Source organism: Pseudomonas sp. SWRI99 (assembly GCF_014270125.1).
Classification (GTDB): Bacteria; Pseudomonadota; Gammaproteobacteria; order Pseudomonadales; family Pseudomonadaceae; genus Aquipseudomonas; species Aquipseudomonas hamedanensis.
The window spans coordinates 36,391-52,256 of the sequence record NZ_JABWQR010000029.1 but is presented as its reverse complement, the minus strand read 5'-3'; the positions used below and the strand labels follow the sequence as shown (position 1 = coordinate 52,256).

Here is a 15,866-nt window from a genome sequence, read left to right as displayed (position 1 = left end):
TCCAGTTCTAATTCGCGCCTGCGCAGCCTGTTTCCGGGCGAAGGTCTGGCTCTCTTGGTAGACTTGCACCCCATCACGCTTGATGCGGATCTGAGCGGTGTAGCTCACAGACCCATCCGCCAGTTTTCTTGCCCTGATAGCTGCCATATCGAAAGTGGTACGCGTCGATTTTGAAGTGGTACATCGTACCACCGAGACCTGAAAAAGGCCTGAAAACGCCCAAAAACACGCCGAATACACGTTGAGTAAAATGGTACAGAATCAGAGCTTTAGCCCAGTAAAACCAATGCCTGCGCTGTCTCGGCGCTTCAGCGTGGCGCCCATGATGGATTGGACCGACCGCCATTGCCGGTACTTCCTGCGCCTCCTGTCGAAAAACGCCTTGCTCTACACCGAAATGGTCACCACCGGCGCGCTCCTTAACGGCGATCACGAACGCTTCCTTCGCCACAACGACGCCGAGCACCCGCTCGCTTTGCAATTGGGCGGTAGCGTCCCGCTGGATCTCGCTGCCTGCGCCCGCATGGCGCAGGAGCACGGCTACGACGAGGTCAACCTGAACGTCGGCTGCCCAAGCGATCGCGTGCAGAACAACATGATCGGCGCGTGTCTGATGGGACATCCGCAGTTGGTGGCCGATTGTGTGAAGGCGATGCGCGATGCGGTTTCGATTCCGGTGACGGTGAAGCATCGGATCGGTATCAATGGGCGCGACAGTTATGCCGAGCTGTGCGATTTCGTCGGTACGGTGCGGGATGCCGGGTGTACAAGTTTTACCGTGCATGCGCGGATCGCGATTCTGGAGGGCTTGTCGCCGAAGGAGAACCGCGACATTCCGCCATTGCGCTATGACGTGGCGGCGCAATTGAAGGCTGATTTTCCGCAGCTGGAGATTGTGTTGAATGGTGGGATCAAGACGCTGGAAGCCTGCCATGAGCATTTACAGACGTTCGACGGTGTGATGCTGGGGCGTGAGGCTTATCACAATCCGTATTTGCTGGCGGAGGTCGATCAGCAGTTGTTCGGCAGTCCGGCGCCGGTGATCAGCCGCGCCGAGGCGTTGGCGCAGCTACGTCCTTATATAGCCGAGCATTTGCTGGCGGGTGGTGCGATGCATCACATCACCCGGCATGTGCTGGGCCTGGGCACCGGGTTCCCGGGGGCGCGTAAATTCCGCCAGTTGTTGTCGGTGGATATCCACAAGGCCAAGGATCCGCTGGCGCTGCTGGATCAGGCGGCGGCGTTGCTCGAAGGGCGTTGATGCCCTCCCGTCATTCATCAGGCGGCTAAGGCCGCCTGGCTTGCACCTCAAGCCGCCGCAGCCGCGGTCCAGTTGACCCAGCCAAACAGCCACGTCGCCAATATCAGCAAGCCAAACCCGATGCGATACCACGCGAACGCGGCGTAGCTGTGGTTGGCAATGAACTTGAGCAGGCCGCGCACGGCAATCATCGCGAAGATAAACGCGGTGACGAAGCCCAGAGCGAAAACCGGGAGGTCGTTGGGCTGGAACAGGTCGCGGTATTTGTAGCCGGAGTACACGGCGGCGCCGACCATGGTTGGCATGGCGAGGAAGAACGAGAACTCGGTAGCGGCTTTGCGCGACAGACCGAAAAGCAGGCCGCCAATAATGGTTGAGCCGGAGCGCGATGTGCCGGGAATCATCGCCAGGCATTGTACGAAACCGATCTTCAGCGCGTCGGACCAACGCATGTCGTCGACGTGCTCGACGCTTACGACATGGCTGCGCTGCTCGGCCCACAGCATGACGATGCCGCCCACGACCAATGCCACGGCAACGGTGATCGGGTTGAACAGGTATTCGTGGATCGTGTCAGCGAACAACACGCCCAGGATAACTGCCGGAAAAAAGGCGATCAGCAAGTTAATCGTGAACCGTTGTGCGTTGCGCTCGGTCGGCAGGCCTTTGACGATCTCGAAGATCTTCGGACGAAACTCCCAGACAACCGCAAGAATGGCCCCCAACTGAATAATGATGTTGAACGCCATGGCGCGTTCGCCGCCGAACTCAAGCAAGTCAGCGACAATAATCTGGTGACCGGTGCTTGAGATGGGCAAGAACTCGGTCAGGCCTTCTACCGCACCTAATATCAACACCTGGAAAAGGGTCCAGAAATCCATTAATCCTCCGTCAGAGCGCTCAGGGCGAGCGACCGGGCAATAACACTCAGGGTTTGAGCATCTAAAGTCATGCAAGTAGTTCTTTTGGCCCGGAAGAATAGGTCTTATGAAATGCCACACTCAAGCCATGTTAATAATCGTCGGCCGACGAACTACTCAGAAAAAATTTATATCCATGTAGTAAAAATATTTCAGCAAAGATATAAAGTGTGACCTGGCTCACATTCTTCCCGGATGGCCATTCAGTGGCAAAAGGACATAGACAAAGCCATCGCAATAGACTCAGAATAGTGGCACCATTGCATATCGCCATCATCTAAGCAGTAGTTCACAGCTTCGCGGAAATCAACTAAAAGCTTGAAAAGCTTAATTATTGTTAGAAAACTCGCGAGCCACGTCTAATTTCCGCGTAAATGTTACCAATTGTCAGTCACAGATGAGAACCGGTGCTTTAACATCCCGATGTCAGCACTAATTCGAGTCAAAGCATGATGCTCTCAGGGAACTTAGCGACTAGAAGCCCGCGCCCGACAAATGACGAACCTGGTGTTCTCACTTTGAGTCGTACCCGTGGCGTGGCTGAACATTTTAGAGCGCTAGTCGCCCCGCACGTGCGAATCGATATACCGCTTGAAGCCAGCGAATACACGGGCTACTTCAACCAGAATGAATACCTGGGTTCGTATCGCGCCATCTTCCTTGTCATCGATAGCCCGCAGGCACTTGAAGACAATCTCGCCCTGGTCGAAAGCCTGCGTAGCGACAACTTGAAACCGCTGATCTGCGCCGTCATAACGGGTCGTGGCGCCTTCAACAAGATCAAATATTACCTGGCCGGCGCGGATGCTTGTATCAAGCTCAACACCCTTTCAGACGACAGTGCCGACTTGCTGGCAGAGTTCTTCAATAGCGAAGAATGGCAACGTGACATCAACTTGACGCTCGACCCGACGCGTATCTGCCTGATGAGCACCAGCAAGAAACTCGACATCTCGTTTGCCGAAATGAAGATCCTCGAAGCCTTTGCGCAAACGGGTAATCACATACTGAGCCACGATGAAATAGCCGGCATCATGGGCCTCAACACCAATTTCTACGATCCTAGGGCGCTGGAAAAATCAATCAGTCGCTTGCGTGGAAAAATCAAGGAGATGTATGGTACAAACGCGATTCAGAGCATCCGCGGCTACGGCTATCGCCTGATGCGGGGCCTGATATCGACTGCCTGACTCACGGGCAGCCAATCCCTTTTGCATACGAACGAAGGATCGTCTGATGCAACTCTATAGCTCCAGTTCTGCTCCACGCCTGTCAGAAATCATGCTTTTGAATGAGCGCGACAACACGACCCATAACAATAAAACTCCATAACATAGCAGCAGTTCGAGTGGAATTTATCGAGGGCCATCATTCGGCCCAACCCTGCCTATCGATTACTTCCGAGGAAGTCATTGCTCGCCTGCCGATTTATCTTTTAGCCAATTTTGGTATGTATTTAGGAGAGAGACATGGAAACGAGTACAACCCTCCCAAGAAAATATTTTGTTGTCGTGGCGCACAGCTCAACGTCGCAGCGTGAACTGGAGAGCATCTTGTCCAGTGAACGTTTCAACTCGTTTGGCACATCGCAGGCACAAATGTTTGTTGAAGGTGTTGCTTCGCCCTCTTCCGCCCCAACGGTCATGGAGTTCAGTTACCCAAGCCTCAGTCGAAAAAATGTTGCACGCAGCATCGAACATGATACCCAGCGCATACTGGCCACGCTTGAATCCGAATGGCGGGCCGCGCAAACAGGCAATCCCTTTCACAACATCCCGGCATTGACTGGACATAACAACGCAATGCCAACCGCCATTGAAAGCGATGTATCCGGCAGCGAAACCTGGCATCTGGACAATGCTCAAGGTGCATTGGTCAAAGACAGTGTCGAGATCAGCCTGACTGGTCTAGAGACAGCTCTGGTCAGAAAGATGCTGACTCACGAAGATCGAGTTGTCAGTCGCGACGACCTGATTCTGAGTATCGGCCGCGAACCAGAGCAATACCGCGGGCTTGAGATGTGCTTGAGTCGATTGCAGGACAAGTTTAAAAGCGCCAGTAACGGCGAGCGGCTGTTTCGTGCTGTGAGAAACCGCGGATATTGCCTCATCCAGGATATCGTCGCGTAATCACCTTCGACACTCCGAATAAAGCAAACAGATATAAAGTGCGACTACAACAACAAGAAGAGCACTCTGTTGGCTTCACCTCCCCTGACTATCCAGCCACCTGCCTCCACCCCTCCAACAGTAACAAATACAACTGCCTTTATTCACCCCCCGCTCCACGACCTTTTCTAACAGCTCAGCTATTTAATTATTAAAAAGTTGGCACTGTGCCATCTTGTTAGAACTCGTCAGACACCCTTCCCGTCAATAAATTAGTCTATTGACTGACGACAGTTCGACATATCGACGTTGTTACCTCAGGACACTCGCTAGAACAAAAACAATAAGTCTGCATAACAAGTCGGTTTTCAACTGTTGAAACCTGAATGGACGTCTTTTGGGGATATCGTATGGATCTTTCTCTCAGTATCAATCGAAGCACGGGCCTCAAGGGACTGACCTTTTGGGGCCAATGGGCGCTGGCACAGGGCTTTGTGGTAACGCTGTTGTTCATACTCGCCGAGCAGCACACCGGGACGGTCGCGTTCTACTACCGTATGTGCGCAACGCTGGCCGTTCTGGCATCGGTGCCGGCTTACACGTTTAGCGGTGTTTATCGCAAACGTGACAATTACCTGACCGGGCTGGGTCGGCTGTTCATGGGGTGGTCGATGACCATGGCGGCACTCGCGTGCATCGCCTTTGTCTGCCAAGCCGATGAGTTGTTTTCCCGCCAGGTGATCCTGAGCTGGGCGGTCTACGGCTTCCTCGGTCAGGCGTTTCTGTACGCTCCGCTGCATGCGTTTTCCAAGTACTACCAGCGTTCGCGGAAAAGCGAGCACAGGACCCTGATCGTCGGTACCGGCGAACTGGCACTGGGCTTGGCGAGGAAACTCAGCCAGTTGGAAAACCTGCCGCTGATCGGTTTGGTCAGCAACGGTGACACACCGCTTCTCGCATCGGATGCACCGCGTGTCGTGGGTGCGCAGGACGAGTTGCTGGAACTGATCGAAGCGCATGACATCCGTCGCTTGTACATCACCCTGCCGCTGTGCGAAGCGGCGAAAATCGAAGCGATGTATGTCGATTTGCTGGGTGCTAACGTCGATGTGGTGTGGGTCCCGGACTTGAACAGCCTGACCCTGCTGAATCACTCGGTGAAAGTAGTGGATGGTCTGCCGGCGATCTACCTCAATGAAAGTCCGCTGACCAGCCGTCCGACCGCAGCGTTGAGCAAAAGCCTGGTGGAAAAGACCGTGGCGTTCCTGGCGATCATCGCGCTGAGCCCCATACTGCTGCTGATTGCCCTGGCGGTGAAGATCAACTCGCCCGGCCCGGTGTTCTTCAAGCAGGATCGGCATGGCTGGAACGGCAAGGTGATCAAGGTCTGGAAGTTTCGCTCGATGCGTGTTCACGATGATCGCGAAGTGAAGCAGGCCAGCCGTAATGACTCGCGTATCACCGCTGTCGGCCGCTTCATCCGCCGCACGTCGCTGGACGAGTTGCCGCAACTGTTCAACGTGCTGCAAGGGCACATGGCTTTGGTCGGCCCGCGCCCTCATGCGGTTGCACACAACAACTATTACTCGGGGAAAATCCTCGCGTACATGGCGCGTCACCGGATTAAACCGGGCATCACCGGGCTTGCACAAATCAGCGGCTGCCGTGGTGAGACTGACACGCTGGACAAGATGCAGAAGCGCGTCGAGATTGACCTGCAGTACATCAACAGCTGGTCGTTGTGGCTGGATCTGAAGATTCTGGTGAAGACGCCATTTACCTTGCTGTCGAAGGATATTTACTGAGGCGCAGTGCTTCGGGTCGCAAGGGGACGAAAGTCCCCTTTTTTGTGGGCGGGATTTGGGTAAACCGGTACCGAGTACAGGTACGAACCCTGTGGGAGTGAGCCTGCTCACGAAAGCGGTGGGTCAGGCGATGGTGGTGTTAAATGTGCCAATGCCTTCGCGGGCAAGCCCGCTCCCACAGGGATTCAGGTCATAGCCAGGATCTGCGGCGTGACGCAAGACCCTGTGGGAGCTGGCTTGCCAGCGAAAGCGGTGGGCCAGGCAATGGAGATGTTGAATGTGCCAATGCCTTCGCGAGCAAGCCCGCTCCACCGGGTTTTGGGGTTGAGCAGCAATTTTCGCTGAGACAGATAGCCAATGTGGGAGTGAGCTTGCTCACGAAAGCGGTGGGTCAGGCGATGGAGATGTTGGATGTGCCGGCGCCTTCGTGAGCAAGCCCACTCCCACAGGTTTTGGGGCTGGATCCAGAGTTGCGGCGTGACGCAGACCCTGTGGGAGCTGGCTTGCCAGCGAAAGCGGTGTGTCAGGCATCAAGATGTCAACTGACCGGACGCTATCGCTAGCAGGCTCGCTCCTGCAATGGTTTTGTGTCGAGCTTGGGAGGCCGGCGCTTACTCAGTGATTTTCTCGAAGTTGCGATAGAACATGTCCCCTTCCCGGCTATCGGTCATCGAGTGCAGTTGATAGCTGCGATTGAGCCTCGCGCCGCCGTCACGAGTCAGCGGGGCCCAGACCAGGTTGGCGCGGCGCATGGTCGACATGCTCATCATCTCGTCGAACGGGATCGACAGGTAGAGGCCTTTGTCGAAGCTACCTTCGCCATATTCGGCGCTGCTGGCCGTGGTGATCGTCGCCCATGCCCCCACACGCACGCCGTTGAAGAACTCCCGCGAAATGTCCACGGTCGTGCCCCAGTCGCCGGCCAGGTAGCGGCCAACGCTGACCGCAGCCAGCGTGTCGAACGGCAGGTCGGTGTAGCCAGTGATGTGCCCGGTCACCACCGAGTAGTCGCGCAAGGCAAATCCCTGATCGAAATCGCGCTGACGCACCCAGTTGATGTCCGCCCCCAGCGACCAGCGTTCGCCGGTCGGACGGAACAACACTTCACCGCCGACACCGGCAAACATCGACTCCAGATAACCGCCGTAGACCATGCCGTACAGGTCTTTATCCAACTGCTCGGCGTGGCTGACCTGAAATAACGGCATGGTGGTATTGGAGGTGGTCAGGTACTGACGCAAATCCGTGCGCACACGGGGCAAACCGCTCGGCGCGTCATAGCTGAATTTGTCGAAGTTGTTCGCCAGGTTCGCGCTGAGCAAGCCGCTCCACCAGGTGTTGCGATTGAAGCGATACTCGGCATCGGCGTCGGCACTGAATTGATAGAGCAAGCCATCCGGGCCGCCGACGTTCTGTTTGAAGCCCAAGCCCACGCCATAACTGAAATGCTGCGGCGCTTCGGTGTAGAGGGTTTTTTCGTTGTGCGGCATCGCCGGGTTGATCTCGGTGGTGCGGTGCAGGGACAGCAGTGGCTCTTCGTTGTTGATCACCTCGCGAAAGGTCTGGCGCGGCACGCTGGTTTCTTCTAGCGGCAGGTCGTAGCGCTTGTTGACCACGGTGAACCAGTCGATGTCGTCGTTGACGCTGTTATCAAGAATCCGGCTCGCCCGCCCGACGGCCTTGGACGAATGGAAATAACGCTGCTGCTCGCCATAGACGATCAGCTCGGAATCACGCTGGCTGATGCGCTCGACCTTGTAACCGGCATTCTGCTGCAAGCGTTTGGACACGTCAGCCCAGTCGACCTGCTCCATTGTCTTGGTCGGCGCTTTTGCCGGCAACGGTTCCGGCGTGGGGTCGTAGGTTTTGGCGGGCGCCTTGCGGCTGACGAAGTTGGTGTGGAAAGTCACACCGAACATCGCGGTGTTGCCACGTTCCCACGCCGCACTGAGATCGATCGAATCGGTCACCTTGAACACCGCGCCGAGGTTGATCGGCGAGTCCTGCTTGATCTCGTTGTCCTTCGGTTCGTTTTTGTAATCGTTGCCGTCAAATTCAAGCTTCAGGCTCAGGCGATCCCAGGGCGTCTGGTAACTCACGCCGCCGAAGAACGACGGCCGGCCACGAAAATACGAACCGGCATTGACGTCACCGGTGCCTTCGGTTTCCGGGCGGGTCTTGAAGCGCTCGCTGGCAAAGCCCAACGGGTTATCGAAGTCGCCACGGTTGCCGATGTAGCCCCAGGCGATGCCCGCGCTGAAATCGAAATTGTCGTAGCGCTTGTTGGCGACGAAAAACTCACTGGAAAACAAACCGGTACCACCGATATCTCGGAAGCCCAGCGCCACTTCCGGCGCCCAGTGACTTTCTTCCCACAGCCGGACTTTGGCATCAACCGCCTTGTCCTTATAGCTTTGGCTGCCGCTCAGGGCCTCCGAGCCGTAAGGCCGGTTGGTGATCGCGGTGTAGCGAAACGAGCCTTCGAGCCAGTCCAGCGGCTGCAACGACACGCTGTAGCGACTGTAAGGGTCGGTGCGGTTGGCGTTGACGCTCAACTCGCCGGCCGGGGCCATGCGTGCGGTCGGCGTCTGCAGCAGACCGGCGCCACCGAAGTCATTCTGGGTAATGCGCGGCTCGGCATGAGCCAGACCGCAAGGCAATAACAACACAGCTGCAAAACGTAACTTCAACGAACCACCTCGGCCAGCTGCGTGGCAATGAATTCGGCCAACTGCTGATTCAGTTCAGGAAGAGGCGGATCTAGATCATCATTTTTAAGCGGTACCAGAATCTTGCTGCCGGCCACCGGAAACTGCCCACTCTCGCGATTCCAGTGCGCAATGCCTACGCGCCGCGAAACGCCGTTGGGCTGAATCAACCACAGGTAGTCGGCTTCGGCGTCGGCCAGAATCGTGCAGCCTTGCAGGTATTCACGGGCCTCCTGCAACGGCTGATACGGCAGGTGGCAAGGCTCGGCGACAGCGCCCAACACTTCGACCTCGTCGACGCGTTTGGGGTAGATCAGGCGATCGCCATCGTCGAGACGAATGTTGCGGGCGAAACCGACTTCCAGCGCCACCGGATCGAGGTCAGCGATCTGCCGTCCGGTCACTGGCATCTGACGAACTTCTTCGGCCATCCGCTGCGCCAGCGCCGCCCTGCTCGGCCGGTCGAACAGCGTGGCCATGCGCTGCAACACGTCGAGATCAAACAACACGCCAACCTTAAGCCGCGTCTGCTGCTCCACCAGCGATTTGCGCAGCAACACGCCTGCCAGCCAATACCCTTCGGCATTGGGCACAGCCTCGCTGATCACATCGAGCAAGCGCCCGCCGGGTGGCAACTCGATCGCCCCGGGGTTGGCGACATCGCCGGAAACGGTGACGGCTGCGTGACCCGTGCCGCTCAGCAGCATCAGGCACAACGCTAAATAACCGAGGCGCTTCACGGCAGGTGCCTGCGATCAGGCGTCAGCTGTACGATTTTCACGCGCAGTTGCGAGGTCAGTTGCTGCTCGCTCTGCACGATGAAACCGTCACGCGGATCGACCCAGTAACGATTGGTCGCGCGCAGGCCGATGGCCGGGGCGTCAATCTGCTCGTCGATACGCAGCACGCTGTAGGCCTTGCCGAGAATATTCAGGGTCTCAGTCGAGCGGCGCGAAAAGCGGCTGTTGACCATCACGCCGACTTCCTGGCCTTTGTACAGGTCGATCCAGCGCCGTGTGGCAAAACCATCGGCGACGTGGTGCAGGCCGTGTTTGAACGGCGCGTCATCGGCCAGCCGCGTGCCGTCCAGATCACCTTCCAGGCCCAGGCCGATACTGCGTACGGCGAGGCCGTTACGCAGTAGCAACACCTGTTTGCCGGACGCGACCCAGAACTGCAGGTCCTCACGCTCGCGTACCAGCGCCAGTACCCCGGAGCCGGACGGCGTGGTCAGTTTCAGTTGCGGATAGTTGACCCCGGCCACTTCGGCGGGGCTCACCTCTACTTCGTCCGGACCGACGGCCGCGGCCTTGAGGTTGTTCAAGGACGCGCTCATCAACGGATTACAGCCGCACAGCAATAAGGCCGCCATCAGGCAGACGCCCGCTTTCAAAGTGTTCACAGTCGGGCGGCCTTATTTGCTGTTGTTACTGTATTCGCTCCAGTTCTTCGCAGCGGAAGCCCCGGTACCGACAATCGACGCCGACGGCACCAACTGGCTGATGAAGCGGTTCCAGCGCGTCACGTTGGCCGGGCCGACATACACAACGTCCTGCGGGCGAACCTGGAAGTGCGAGGCGAGTGCCATGGCGGTCGGCGATTCGGCTTCGAGCTGGTAGATCTTCGCCGGTTCGACATCAAGGTTTTCCACCCCGCGAATGACGTACACGGCGTTGCCGTTGGAGGTGGTCTGGCTCAAACCGCCGACCGAACCGAGCACATCGGAAAGGTTCATCGTCGCCGTCTTGAAACTCAGGGCACGTGGTTGGTTGACCTCGCCCATGACGTAGATGCGTTTGTTGTCGTTGTACGGCAGATACAGCTGATCGCCGCCTTTGAGGAAGACATTCTGCAACTCGGAATCCTGCTGGTTGAGCGAGTCCAGATTCAGCGGATAGACACGGCCGTTACGCGTCAGCAGCAACCCGGACAAGTCGGCATTGTTGGTGTCGATTCCGGCGGAACCAAGCGCCTCGACCACGCTCAGCGGGTTGGTCGAGATCGCCTGCGGTCCGGCCTTGGTGACCGCACCGGTGACCACGACTTTCTGGCTGGCAAAACGCAACACCGCGACATCCACCTGCGGCTCGGCGATGAACGCCGACAGCCGTTGCTCGATGTCCGAACGCAGTTGCTGGATGGTCCGGCCAGCGGCCTGGACTTCCTTGATGAACGGGTAGTAGAGCGTCCCATCGGAGCGCACCAGGCGGCCGTTGGCATCGATCTGTTGCTGCGCGCCGGACGGGGCGGTCAGCTCGGGGTGGTCCCAGACCGTGATGTACAACACATCGTTGTTGCCGATGCGGTATTCGGCCGGGGTCGCCAGCAATTCCGGCGGCAACGTCTCACGCTTTTGCGTGGCGCGGTTCATGGAAATCAGCTTGGGCGTGATCGGAATCAGCTCGACCCGGCTGCTTTCACTGGCGCCCTGGCGGGTGATGCTGCCGGTGCTCAGGTATTGACCGGGGGAAAACATGCAACCTTGCAAAGCGAGACTTGCCAACATTAAAAGATAAACACTACGAGTCATAATGGCACTACGCTATTCAAGGGCGAATCCAAAAACAAAGTCACCCGACTTGCGTCGGGCGACCCTGTACTGCACTAACAAATGTTCCTGTTAGTTATGCGTGCCGGTTGTACCGGTGGTACCCGTCGTACCGGTGGTACCGCCATTGGCACTGCCACCGCTGTTGGACGCCGCTACAGCACTGGCAACCATTGCAGTACTGGCAGCGGGCGCTTGAGAAGCCGCCACACTGCCACCTACATTGGTTACCGCTGTCAGCGGCGCTTCAGCGGCGGCAGCCCAGTTGCTCAACATCGTCAACAGGGCAACTGCCATCACTTTTTTCATAACAACTCCTTTCTAACATTCGACCTGTTAAAAAACCGGCCTGAGTTAGAGTTGGTAGCGTTCAAGTCCGCCACAAGCGCGAACAAGATCCGTTGTTCTTTCACAGTCTTACGCAACTGATAAAAGTCGAACGGCAGGTTTATATCTACGGACTTGCAAAAGGCATTGCCAGTGTAATTTCCCGACGTTATCTAACAACCTGACTGAAAATAACATTGGGCTAATTGGCCATCATCCCGCGTAACCGTTGGGATGGTTCGACTGCCAGCGCCAAGTATCAGTGACCATGTCCTGCAAACTGCGCGTGGCTTTCCAGCCAAGCTCTTTCGCCGCTTTCGAGGCATCGGCAAAGCTCTCGGCAATGTCACCGGCACGGCGCGGCATCATGCGATACGGCACCGGCCGGCCGCAGGCCTGTTCGAAGGCATGCAGCACTTGCAACACGCTGTAGCCATCGCCCGTGCCGAGATTCCAGGTGTGGATACCGCTGCGCTCGCTGATCGATTGCAGGGCTTTCAAATGCCCGTCGGCCAAATCGACGACGTGGATGTAATCGCGCACGCCGGTGCCATCGACCGTCGGGTAGTCGTTGCCGAAGATCGACAGTTCGCGCAGGCTCCCGACCGCAACCTGGCTGATGTAAGGCACGAGGTTATTGGGAATGCCGTTGGGGTCTTCACCCATGTGCCCGCTGGCGTGGGCGCCGATCGGGTTGAAGTAGCGCAGCAGCGCAATGCTCCAGCGCGGCTCGGCCAGGCTCAGGTCGCGCAGCACGTTCTCGACGATCAGCTTGGACTGCCCGTAGGGATTGGTGGGATTGCCCGTGGGAAAATCCTCGCGGATCGGCATTTGCGCAGGCTCACCGTATACCGTCGCCGAAGAGCTGAACACCAGGCGAAACACCCCCGCCGCCGCCATCGCCTGGCACAGCGTGATACTGCCGCCGACGTTGGTTTCGTAGTAGTCGAGCGGCTTGCGCACGCTCTCGCCGACCGCCTTGAGCCCGGCGAAATGCAGCACTGCGTCAATCCGGTGCTCGCGAAAAATCCGCTCAAGCAGCGCACGGTCGCAGACATCGCCGCGGATCATCCATGCGCTCTTGCCGCAGATGGCTTCGATGGCGTGCAATGCCGCATCGCTGCTGTTGCAAAGATTATCCAGAACAACAACTTCATAACCTGCTTCGAGCAGTGCAAGTGTGGTGTGCGAGCCGATATAGCCGGCGCCCCCGGTGACCAGAATTTTCATAGCGCGGTCCGTCATTGATAAGTACCCGGTAGCGTGTCAAGCCTCATGCAGTGAATGTGTGTGGCAGTCCACATAAACAAGGCGACAACAACCTTTAACAAAATTAGTTCAACCACTGGTAATAAATATTTTTCCGGGTCAAACTCTGTTGGCGGATACTTATTAGCACTCCCTGCGCACTTACCACTATTAGCAGATGCCGACTAAAAATAACTAATAATGCTCTGACCGACATCGCATAACATTGCAGCATTTAACCGCGACTGCGCATTGCCATTAACAACCTGGCTACTGTATTAAAGTAGTCCTTCAATCATCATTGATAACTTGCAGCCGGTTCTTTCGGCTTGCAACCGTCGCCTGTGTTCCATGACTGTCCAGGATGTTTTTATGATTCGTAAATGTTTGTTCCCCGCTGCCGGTTATGGCACGCGTTTTCTGCCGGCCACCAAAGCCATGCCGAAAGAGATGCTGCCGATCGTCAATAAGCCATTGATCGAATACGCCGTTGAAGAAGCGCGGGACGCCGGCCTGCAACACATGGCCATCGTCACCGGTCGCGGCAAGCGTGCGCTGGAAGACCATTTCGACATCAGCTACGAACTCGAACACCAGATCCGCGGCACCGAAAAAGAGAAATTTCTCGCCGGCACCCGTGAGCTGATCGATACCTGCACCTTTTCGTATACCCGCCAAGTGGAAATGAAGGGCCTGGGCCACGCCATTCTCAGCGGTCGCCCGTTGATCGGTGACGAACCCTTCGCCGTGGTGCTGGCCGATGACCTCTGCCTGAACCTGGAAGGCGATGGCGTGCTGACCCAGATGATCCAGCTGTACAAGAAATTCCGCTGCTCGATCGTTGCCATCCAGGAAGTCCCGGCGGACCAGACCCACAAGTACGGGGTGATCGCCGGCGAGTTGATTTCCGACGGTATTTACCGGGTCAACAACATGGTGGAAAAACCGGCGCCGCAAGACGCCCCGTCGAACCTGGCGATCATCGGTCGCTACATCCTGACGCCAGACATTTTCGACCTGATCGCCGACACCCAACCGGGCAAGGGCGGCGAGATCCAGATCACCGACGCGCTGATGAAACAGGCGCAGAACGGTTGCGTGCTGGCCTACAAATTCAAGGGCCTGCGCTTTGACTGCGGCGACGCCGAGGGTTATCTGCAAGCGACCAATTTCTGCTACGAGAACGTGTACCTCAAGGGCCGCTGAGACGGCTTTCACTCACAACAGGCGGACAACCATGAACATTGCACAACATTCGACAGAGATTGAACGTGAGGTGGACAACCTCGGGGTGATGAGCTGGTTGTCCCGCCATCAACCGTTGCCCAGCGCCAATGAATCCTGGCTGGGCACGATTCTGCTGGTCGAGCGCATCGGCGTGTTTCCCGCGTCCGGCGATATCCGCCGACCGATGCGCGATCCCTATCCCCTGCTCGCTCACCTGAAGCAACTGTATGGCGAGCAGGCGCTGGAAATGGATGACCGCGATGGGCTGAAAGTGATTTTCAGCGACTGGCGCTTTCGCGTGCGCCTGTGCTGTAACGACCCGGCGATTATCATCAACGTGGAAACTCGTTGTGATACGCGGTTAATGCCGCAGAAGCTCGACGAACTGCTCGATCAAATCGATAACTTCGCCCCTGCGAAATGATGGGACGCGGAGCGTCCCGGGCGGCATTCCCACGCAGAGCGTGGGAACGATCACCGTGCCCCCACATCAGCGTGGGGCAGCACCGCACTCAGGATCGTGCCCCAAGATCCAGGCATAAAAATAATCGGCAATCACCTTGCCGCCCGTGGCCGGCAATGGATGAATCTTGTCCGGACCGATCATTGCCGCAGCGTAGCGTTTAACGTCGGGACCAAACGCACATTGCAGGTTGGCGTAACCCAAATGCTGCTCGCGCGCCCAGGGTTCGAGTACCTGCGCATACGCCGACATCGGATAGGCGCTGGAGCGCGTGGTGTCCTGACGCATGATCAGGTTAATACTCGCCGCCGGCTGGATCTCGCGCAGCATCGCGACCAGCCCCTGAACGTTCTGCAGATACTGCGCTGGCTTGACGCCAAAACCCTGGTCATTGCCGCCAAGCATGATCAGATAGACGTCGGCCGGGATCTTCGACACGACGGATTTCCACTGCGCTTGCCACGCTGGGTCCTGATGATAGAAGTCAGCGGAGGCCGCGCCGGAGGCCGCCAGTTTCGACACCCGCACACCCTTCTGATCGTTAGCCATCCACAGGCCGAATAACGTCGGCGCGCCTTTGATCACTTCCAGTTTGAATGACCAGTCGGCGGCCGGAGGTGCGCCGGGCAGCGTAACTTCCTGAACGCCCGAGCCTTCAAGCTGCAAGGGCCGCCAGTCTTGCGAGGGCGTCCAGCGATAACGGACTTCGTTGCTTTGGCCGTTGCCCAGATAGAGCAATTTCGCCTGGGTGACGGTGGTGTCGATCGCGGGGGTCGGACTGGCATCAATCTGCACCCATGCACCGGGCTTACCTGTCACCGTGCGACTGTCAGGACTGGCCTGGCCGAGGTCGGAAACTTTCCAGCCACCACCGAAGTATTTGTCGCTGCTGCGGGTGTATTTGAAGTGCGTGCCGCCCAGCGCCGCGCCGTGGTTGAATCCGACGTAACCGGGGCCGGCGAAACCCACTTCGCCAGCCACTCGCTGCACCAGTTTGTTCAGGTAGAAATCCTGCCCGGCGGTGTAGCTGTCGCCGATCACCGAGACCGACAAGACCTTGCCGGCCTTGCCCTCGCGCCACTGCGCAAACCGCTCGCGGGCATCGCCCACCTCTATGACCGAGGCAGCGACTGGTTGAGGGGCGTCTACTGGCAACATTCGAAATTTCCTTTGTCTGTGATGCCCTCTGTCGGGACTTCTGTCGTACACAAATCACTGTAGGAGTGAGCCTGCTCGCGATAGCGGTGGATT

At 57.4% G+C, this 15,866-nt stretch carries 14 protein-coding genes and 1 pseudogene; 6 read left to right on the top strand and 9 right to left on the bottom strand.

The features are described 5' to 3' along the window. Positions 1–15 precede the first annotated feature (15 nt). Positions 16–147 (bottom strand): annotated as a pseudogene (locus HU743_RS27255) (site-specific integrase); the annotation flags it as partial. Positions 148–286: 139 nt separating this feature from the next. Here HU743_RS27255 and dusA point away from each other — a divergent pair. After that, positions 287–1,261 (top strand): tRNA dihydrouridine(20/20a) synthase DusA, encoded by a 975-nt coding sequence (gene dusA, locus HU743_RS21545; protein ID WP_186651115.1) that lies wholly within the window; start codon positions 287–289, stop codon positions 1,259–1,261. A 47-nt stretch (positions 1,262–1,308) separates the two neighbouring features. On the opposite strand, the gene HU743_RS21540 is transcribed toward dusA, so the two are convergent. Continuing rightward, complete coding sequence (locus HU743_RS21540; protein ID WP_186651112.1) at positions 1,309–2,142, bottom strand: undecaprenyl-diphosphate phosphatase; 834 nt, start codon at positions 2,140–2,142, stop codon at positions 1,309–1,311. A gap of 488 nt (positions 2,143–2,630) precedes the next feature. Between HU743_RS21540 and HU743_RS21535 the strand changes: the two genes are divergently transcribed. The 3 genes from HU743_RS21535 to HU743_RS21525 all read left to right on the top strand — a co-directional run bounded on the left by HU743_RS21535 (position 2,631) and on the right by HU743_RS21525 (position 6,094). Next, a complete protein-coding gene (locus HU743_RS21535) occupies positions 2,631–3,371 on the top strand; it encodes a winged helix-turn-helix domain-containing protein (protein WP_186651110.1) in 741 nt (246 codons plus the stop codon). Positions 3,372–3,650: 279 nt separating this feature from the next. Continuing rightward, positions 3,651–4,310: a helix-turn-helix domain-containing protein gene (locus HU743_RS21530; protein ID WP_186550460.1), complete on the top strand. Its 660-nt coding sequence runs from the start codon at positions 3,651–3,653 to the stop codon at positions 4,308–4,310. 389 nt (positions 4,311–4,699) lie between these two features. Next, a complete protein-coding gene (locus tag HU743_RS21525) occupies positions 4,700–6,094 on the top strand; it encodes an undecaprenyl-phosphate glucose phosphotransferase (RefSeq protein ID WP_186550458.1) in 1,395 nt (464 codons plus the stop codon). Between the two features lie 611 nt (positions 6,095–6,705). Here HU743_RS21525 and HU743_RS21520 read toward each other — a convergent pair. From HU743_RS21520 to galE, 6 genes are all read right to left on the bottom strand, one after another. Beyond that, positions 6,706–8,784 (bottom strand): YjbH domain-containing protein, encoded by a 2,079-nt coding sequence (locus tag HU743_RS21520; RefSeq protein WP_186651109.1) that lies wholly within the window; start codon positions 8,782–8,784, stop codon positions 6,706–6,708. Continuing rightward, the gene (locus tag HU743_RS21515; protein WP_186651171.1) at positions 8,781–9,509 is read right to left on the bottom strand and encodes a capsule biosynthesis GfcC family protein; all 729 of its coding nucleotides are present in this window, start codon (positions 9,507–9,509) and stop codon (positions 8,781–8,783) included. Before HU743_RS21515 ends, HU743_RS21520 begins: the two co-directional genes overlap by 4 nt. A gap of 29 nt (positions 9,510–9,538) precedes the next feature. Continuing rightward, complete coding sequence (locus HU743_RS21510) at positions 9,539–10,204, bottom strand: YjbF family lipoprotein (RefSeq protein WP_186651107.1); 666 nt, start codon at positions 10,202–10,204, stop codon at positions 9,539–9,541. Between the two features lie 12 nt (positions 10,205–10,216). Next, the gene (locus tag HU743_RS21505) at positions 10,217–11,278 is read right to left on the bottom strand and encodes a polysaccharide biosynthesis/export family protein (RefSeq protein ID WP_225922786.1); all 1,062 of its coding nucleotides are present in this window, start codon (positions 11,276–11,278) and stop codon (positions 10,217–10,219) included. 144 nt (positions 11,279–11,422) lie between these two features. Further along, complete coding sequence (locus HU743_RS21500) at positions 11,423–11,659, bottom strand: hypothetical protein (RefSeq protein ID WP_016775457.1); 237 nt, start codon at positions 11,657–11,659, stop codon at positions 11,423–11,425. A gap of 231 nt (positions 11,660–11,890) precedes the next feature. Then, positions 11,891–12,907: a UDP-glucose 4-epimerase GalE gene (galE, locus tag HU743_RS21495; RefSeq protein ID WP_186651105.1), complete on the bottom strand. Its 1,017-nt coding sequence runs from the start codon at positions 12,905–12,907 to the stop codon at positions 11,891–11,893. Positions 12,908–13,297: 390 nt separating this feature from the next. Here galE and galU point away from each other — a divergent pair, with 390 nt between their 5' ends. Together galU and HU743_RS21485 are read left to right on the top strand one after the other, a co-directional pair. Then, a complete protein-coding gene (gene galU / locus HU743_RS21490; protein ID WP_042560129.1) occupies positions 13,298–14,131 on the top strand; it encodes a UTP--glucose-1-phosphate uridylyltransferase GalU in 834 nt (277 codons plus the stop codon). A gap of 31 nt (positions 14,132–14,162) precedes the next feature. Then, positions 14,163–14,576, top strand: coding sequence for a mannose-1-phosphate guanylyltransferase (locus HU743_RS21485; RefSeq protein ID WP_186550447.1), 414 nt, complete (start codon positions 14,163–14,165; stop codon positions 14,574–14,576). Positions 14,577–14,642: 66 nt separating this feature from the next. Here the strand turns inward: HU743_RS21485 and HU743_RS21480 are convergent, their stop codons facing one another. Then, positions 14,643–15,773, bottom strand: coding sequence for a GDSL-type esterase/lipase family protein (locus HU743_RS21480; protein ID WP_186651103.1), 1,131 nt, complete (start codon positions 15,771–15,773; stop codon positions 14,643–14,645). Positions 15,774–15,866: the final 93 nt, after the last annotated feature.

Excerpts from the sequence above, each read along its gene's own strand:
- dusA (WP_186651115.1), top strand. The coding sequence starts at position 287 with ATGCCTGCGCTGTCTCGGCGCTTCAGCGTGGCGCCCATGATGGATTGG.
- HU743_RS21540 (WP_186651112.1), bottom strand. The coding sequence starts at position 2,142 with ATGGATTTCTGGACCCTTTTCCAGGTGTTGATATTAGGTGCGGTAGAA.
- HU743_RS21535 (WP_186651110.1), top strand. The coding sequence starts at position 2,631 with ATGATGCTCTCAGGGAACTTAGCGACTAGAAGCCCGCGCCCGACAAAT.
- HU743_RS21530 (WP_186550460.1), top strand. The coding sequence starts at position 3,651 with ATGGAAACGAGTACAACCCTCCCAAGAAAATATTTTGTTGTCGTGGCG.
- HU743_RS21525 (WP_186550458.1), top strand. The coding sequence starts at position 4,700 with ATGGATCTTTCTCTCAGTATCAATCGAAGCACGGGCCTCAAGGGACTG.
- HU743_RS21515 (WP_186651171.1), bottom strand. The coding sequence starts at position 9,509 with ATGCTGCTGAGCGGCACGGGTCACGCAGCCGTCACCGTTTCCGGCGAT.
- HU743_RS21505 (WP_225922786.1), bottom strand. The coding sequence starts at position 11,278 with ATGTTTTCCCCCGGTCAATACCTGAGCACCGGCAGCATCACCCGCCAG.
- HU743_RS21500 (WP_016775457.1), bottom strand. The coding sequence starts at position 11,659 with ATGAAAAAAGTGATGGCAGTTGCCCTGTTGACGATGTTGAGCAACTGG.
- galE (WP_186651105.1), bottom strand. The coding sequence starts at position 12,907 with ATGAAAATTCTGGTCACCGGGGGCGCCGGCTATATCGGCTCGCACACC.
- galU (WP_042560129.1), top strand. The coding sequence starts at position 13,298 with ATGATTCGTAAATGTTTGTTCCCCGCTGCCGGTTATGGCACGCGTTTT.
- HU743_RS21485 (WP_186550447.1), top strand. The coding sequence starts at position 14,163 with ATGAACATTGCACAACATTCGACAGAGATTGAACGTGAGGTGGACAAC.
- HU743_RS21480 (WP_186651103.1), bottom strand. The coding sequence starts at position 15,773 with ATGTTGCCAGTAGACGCCCCTCAACCAGTCGCTGCCTCGGTCATAGAG.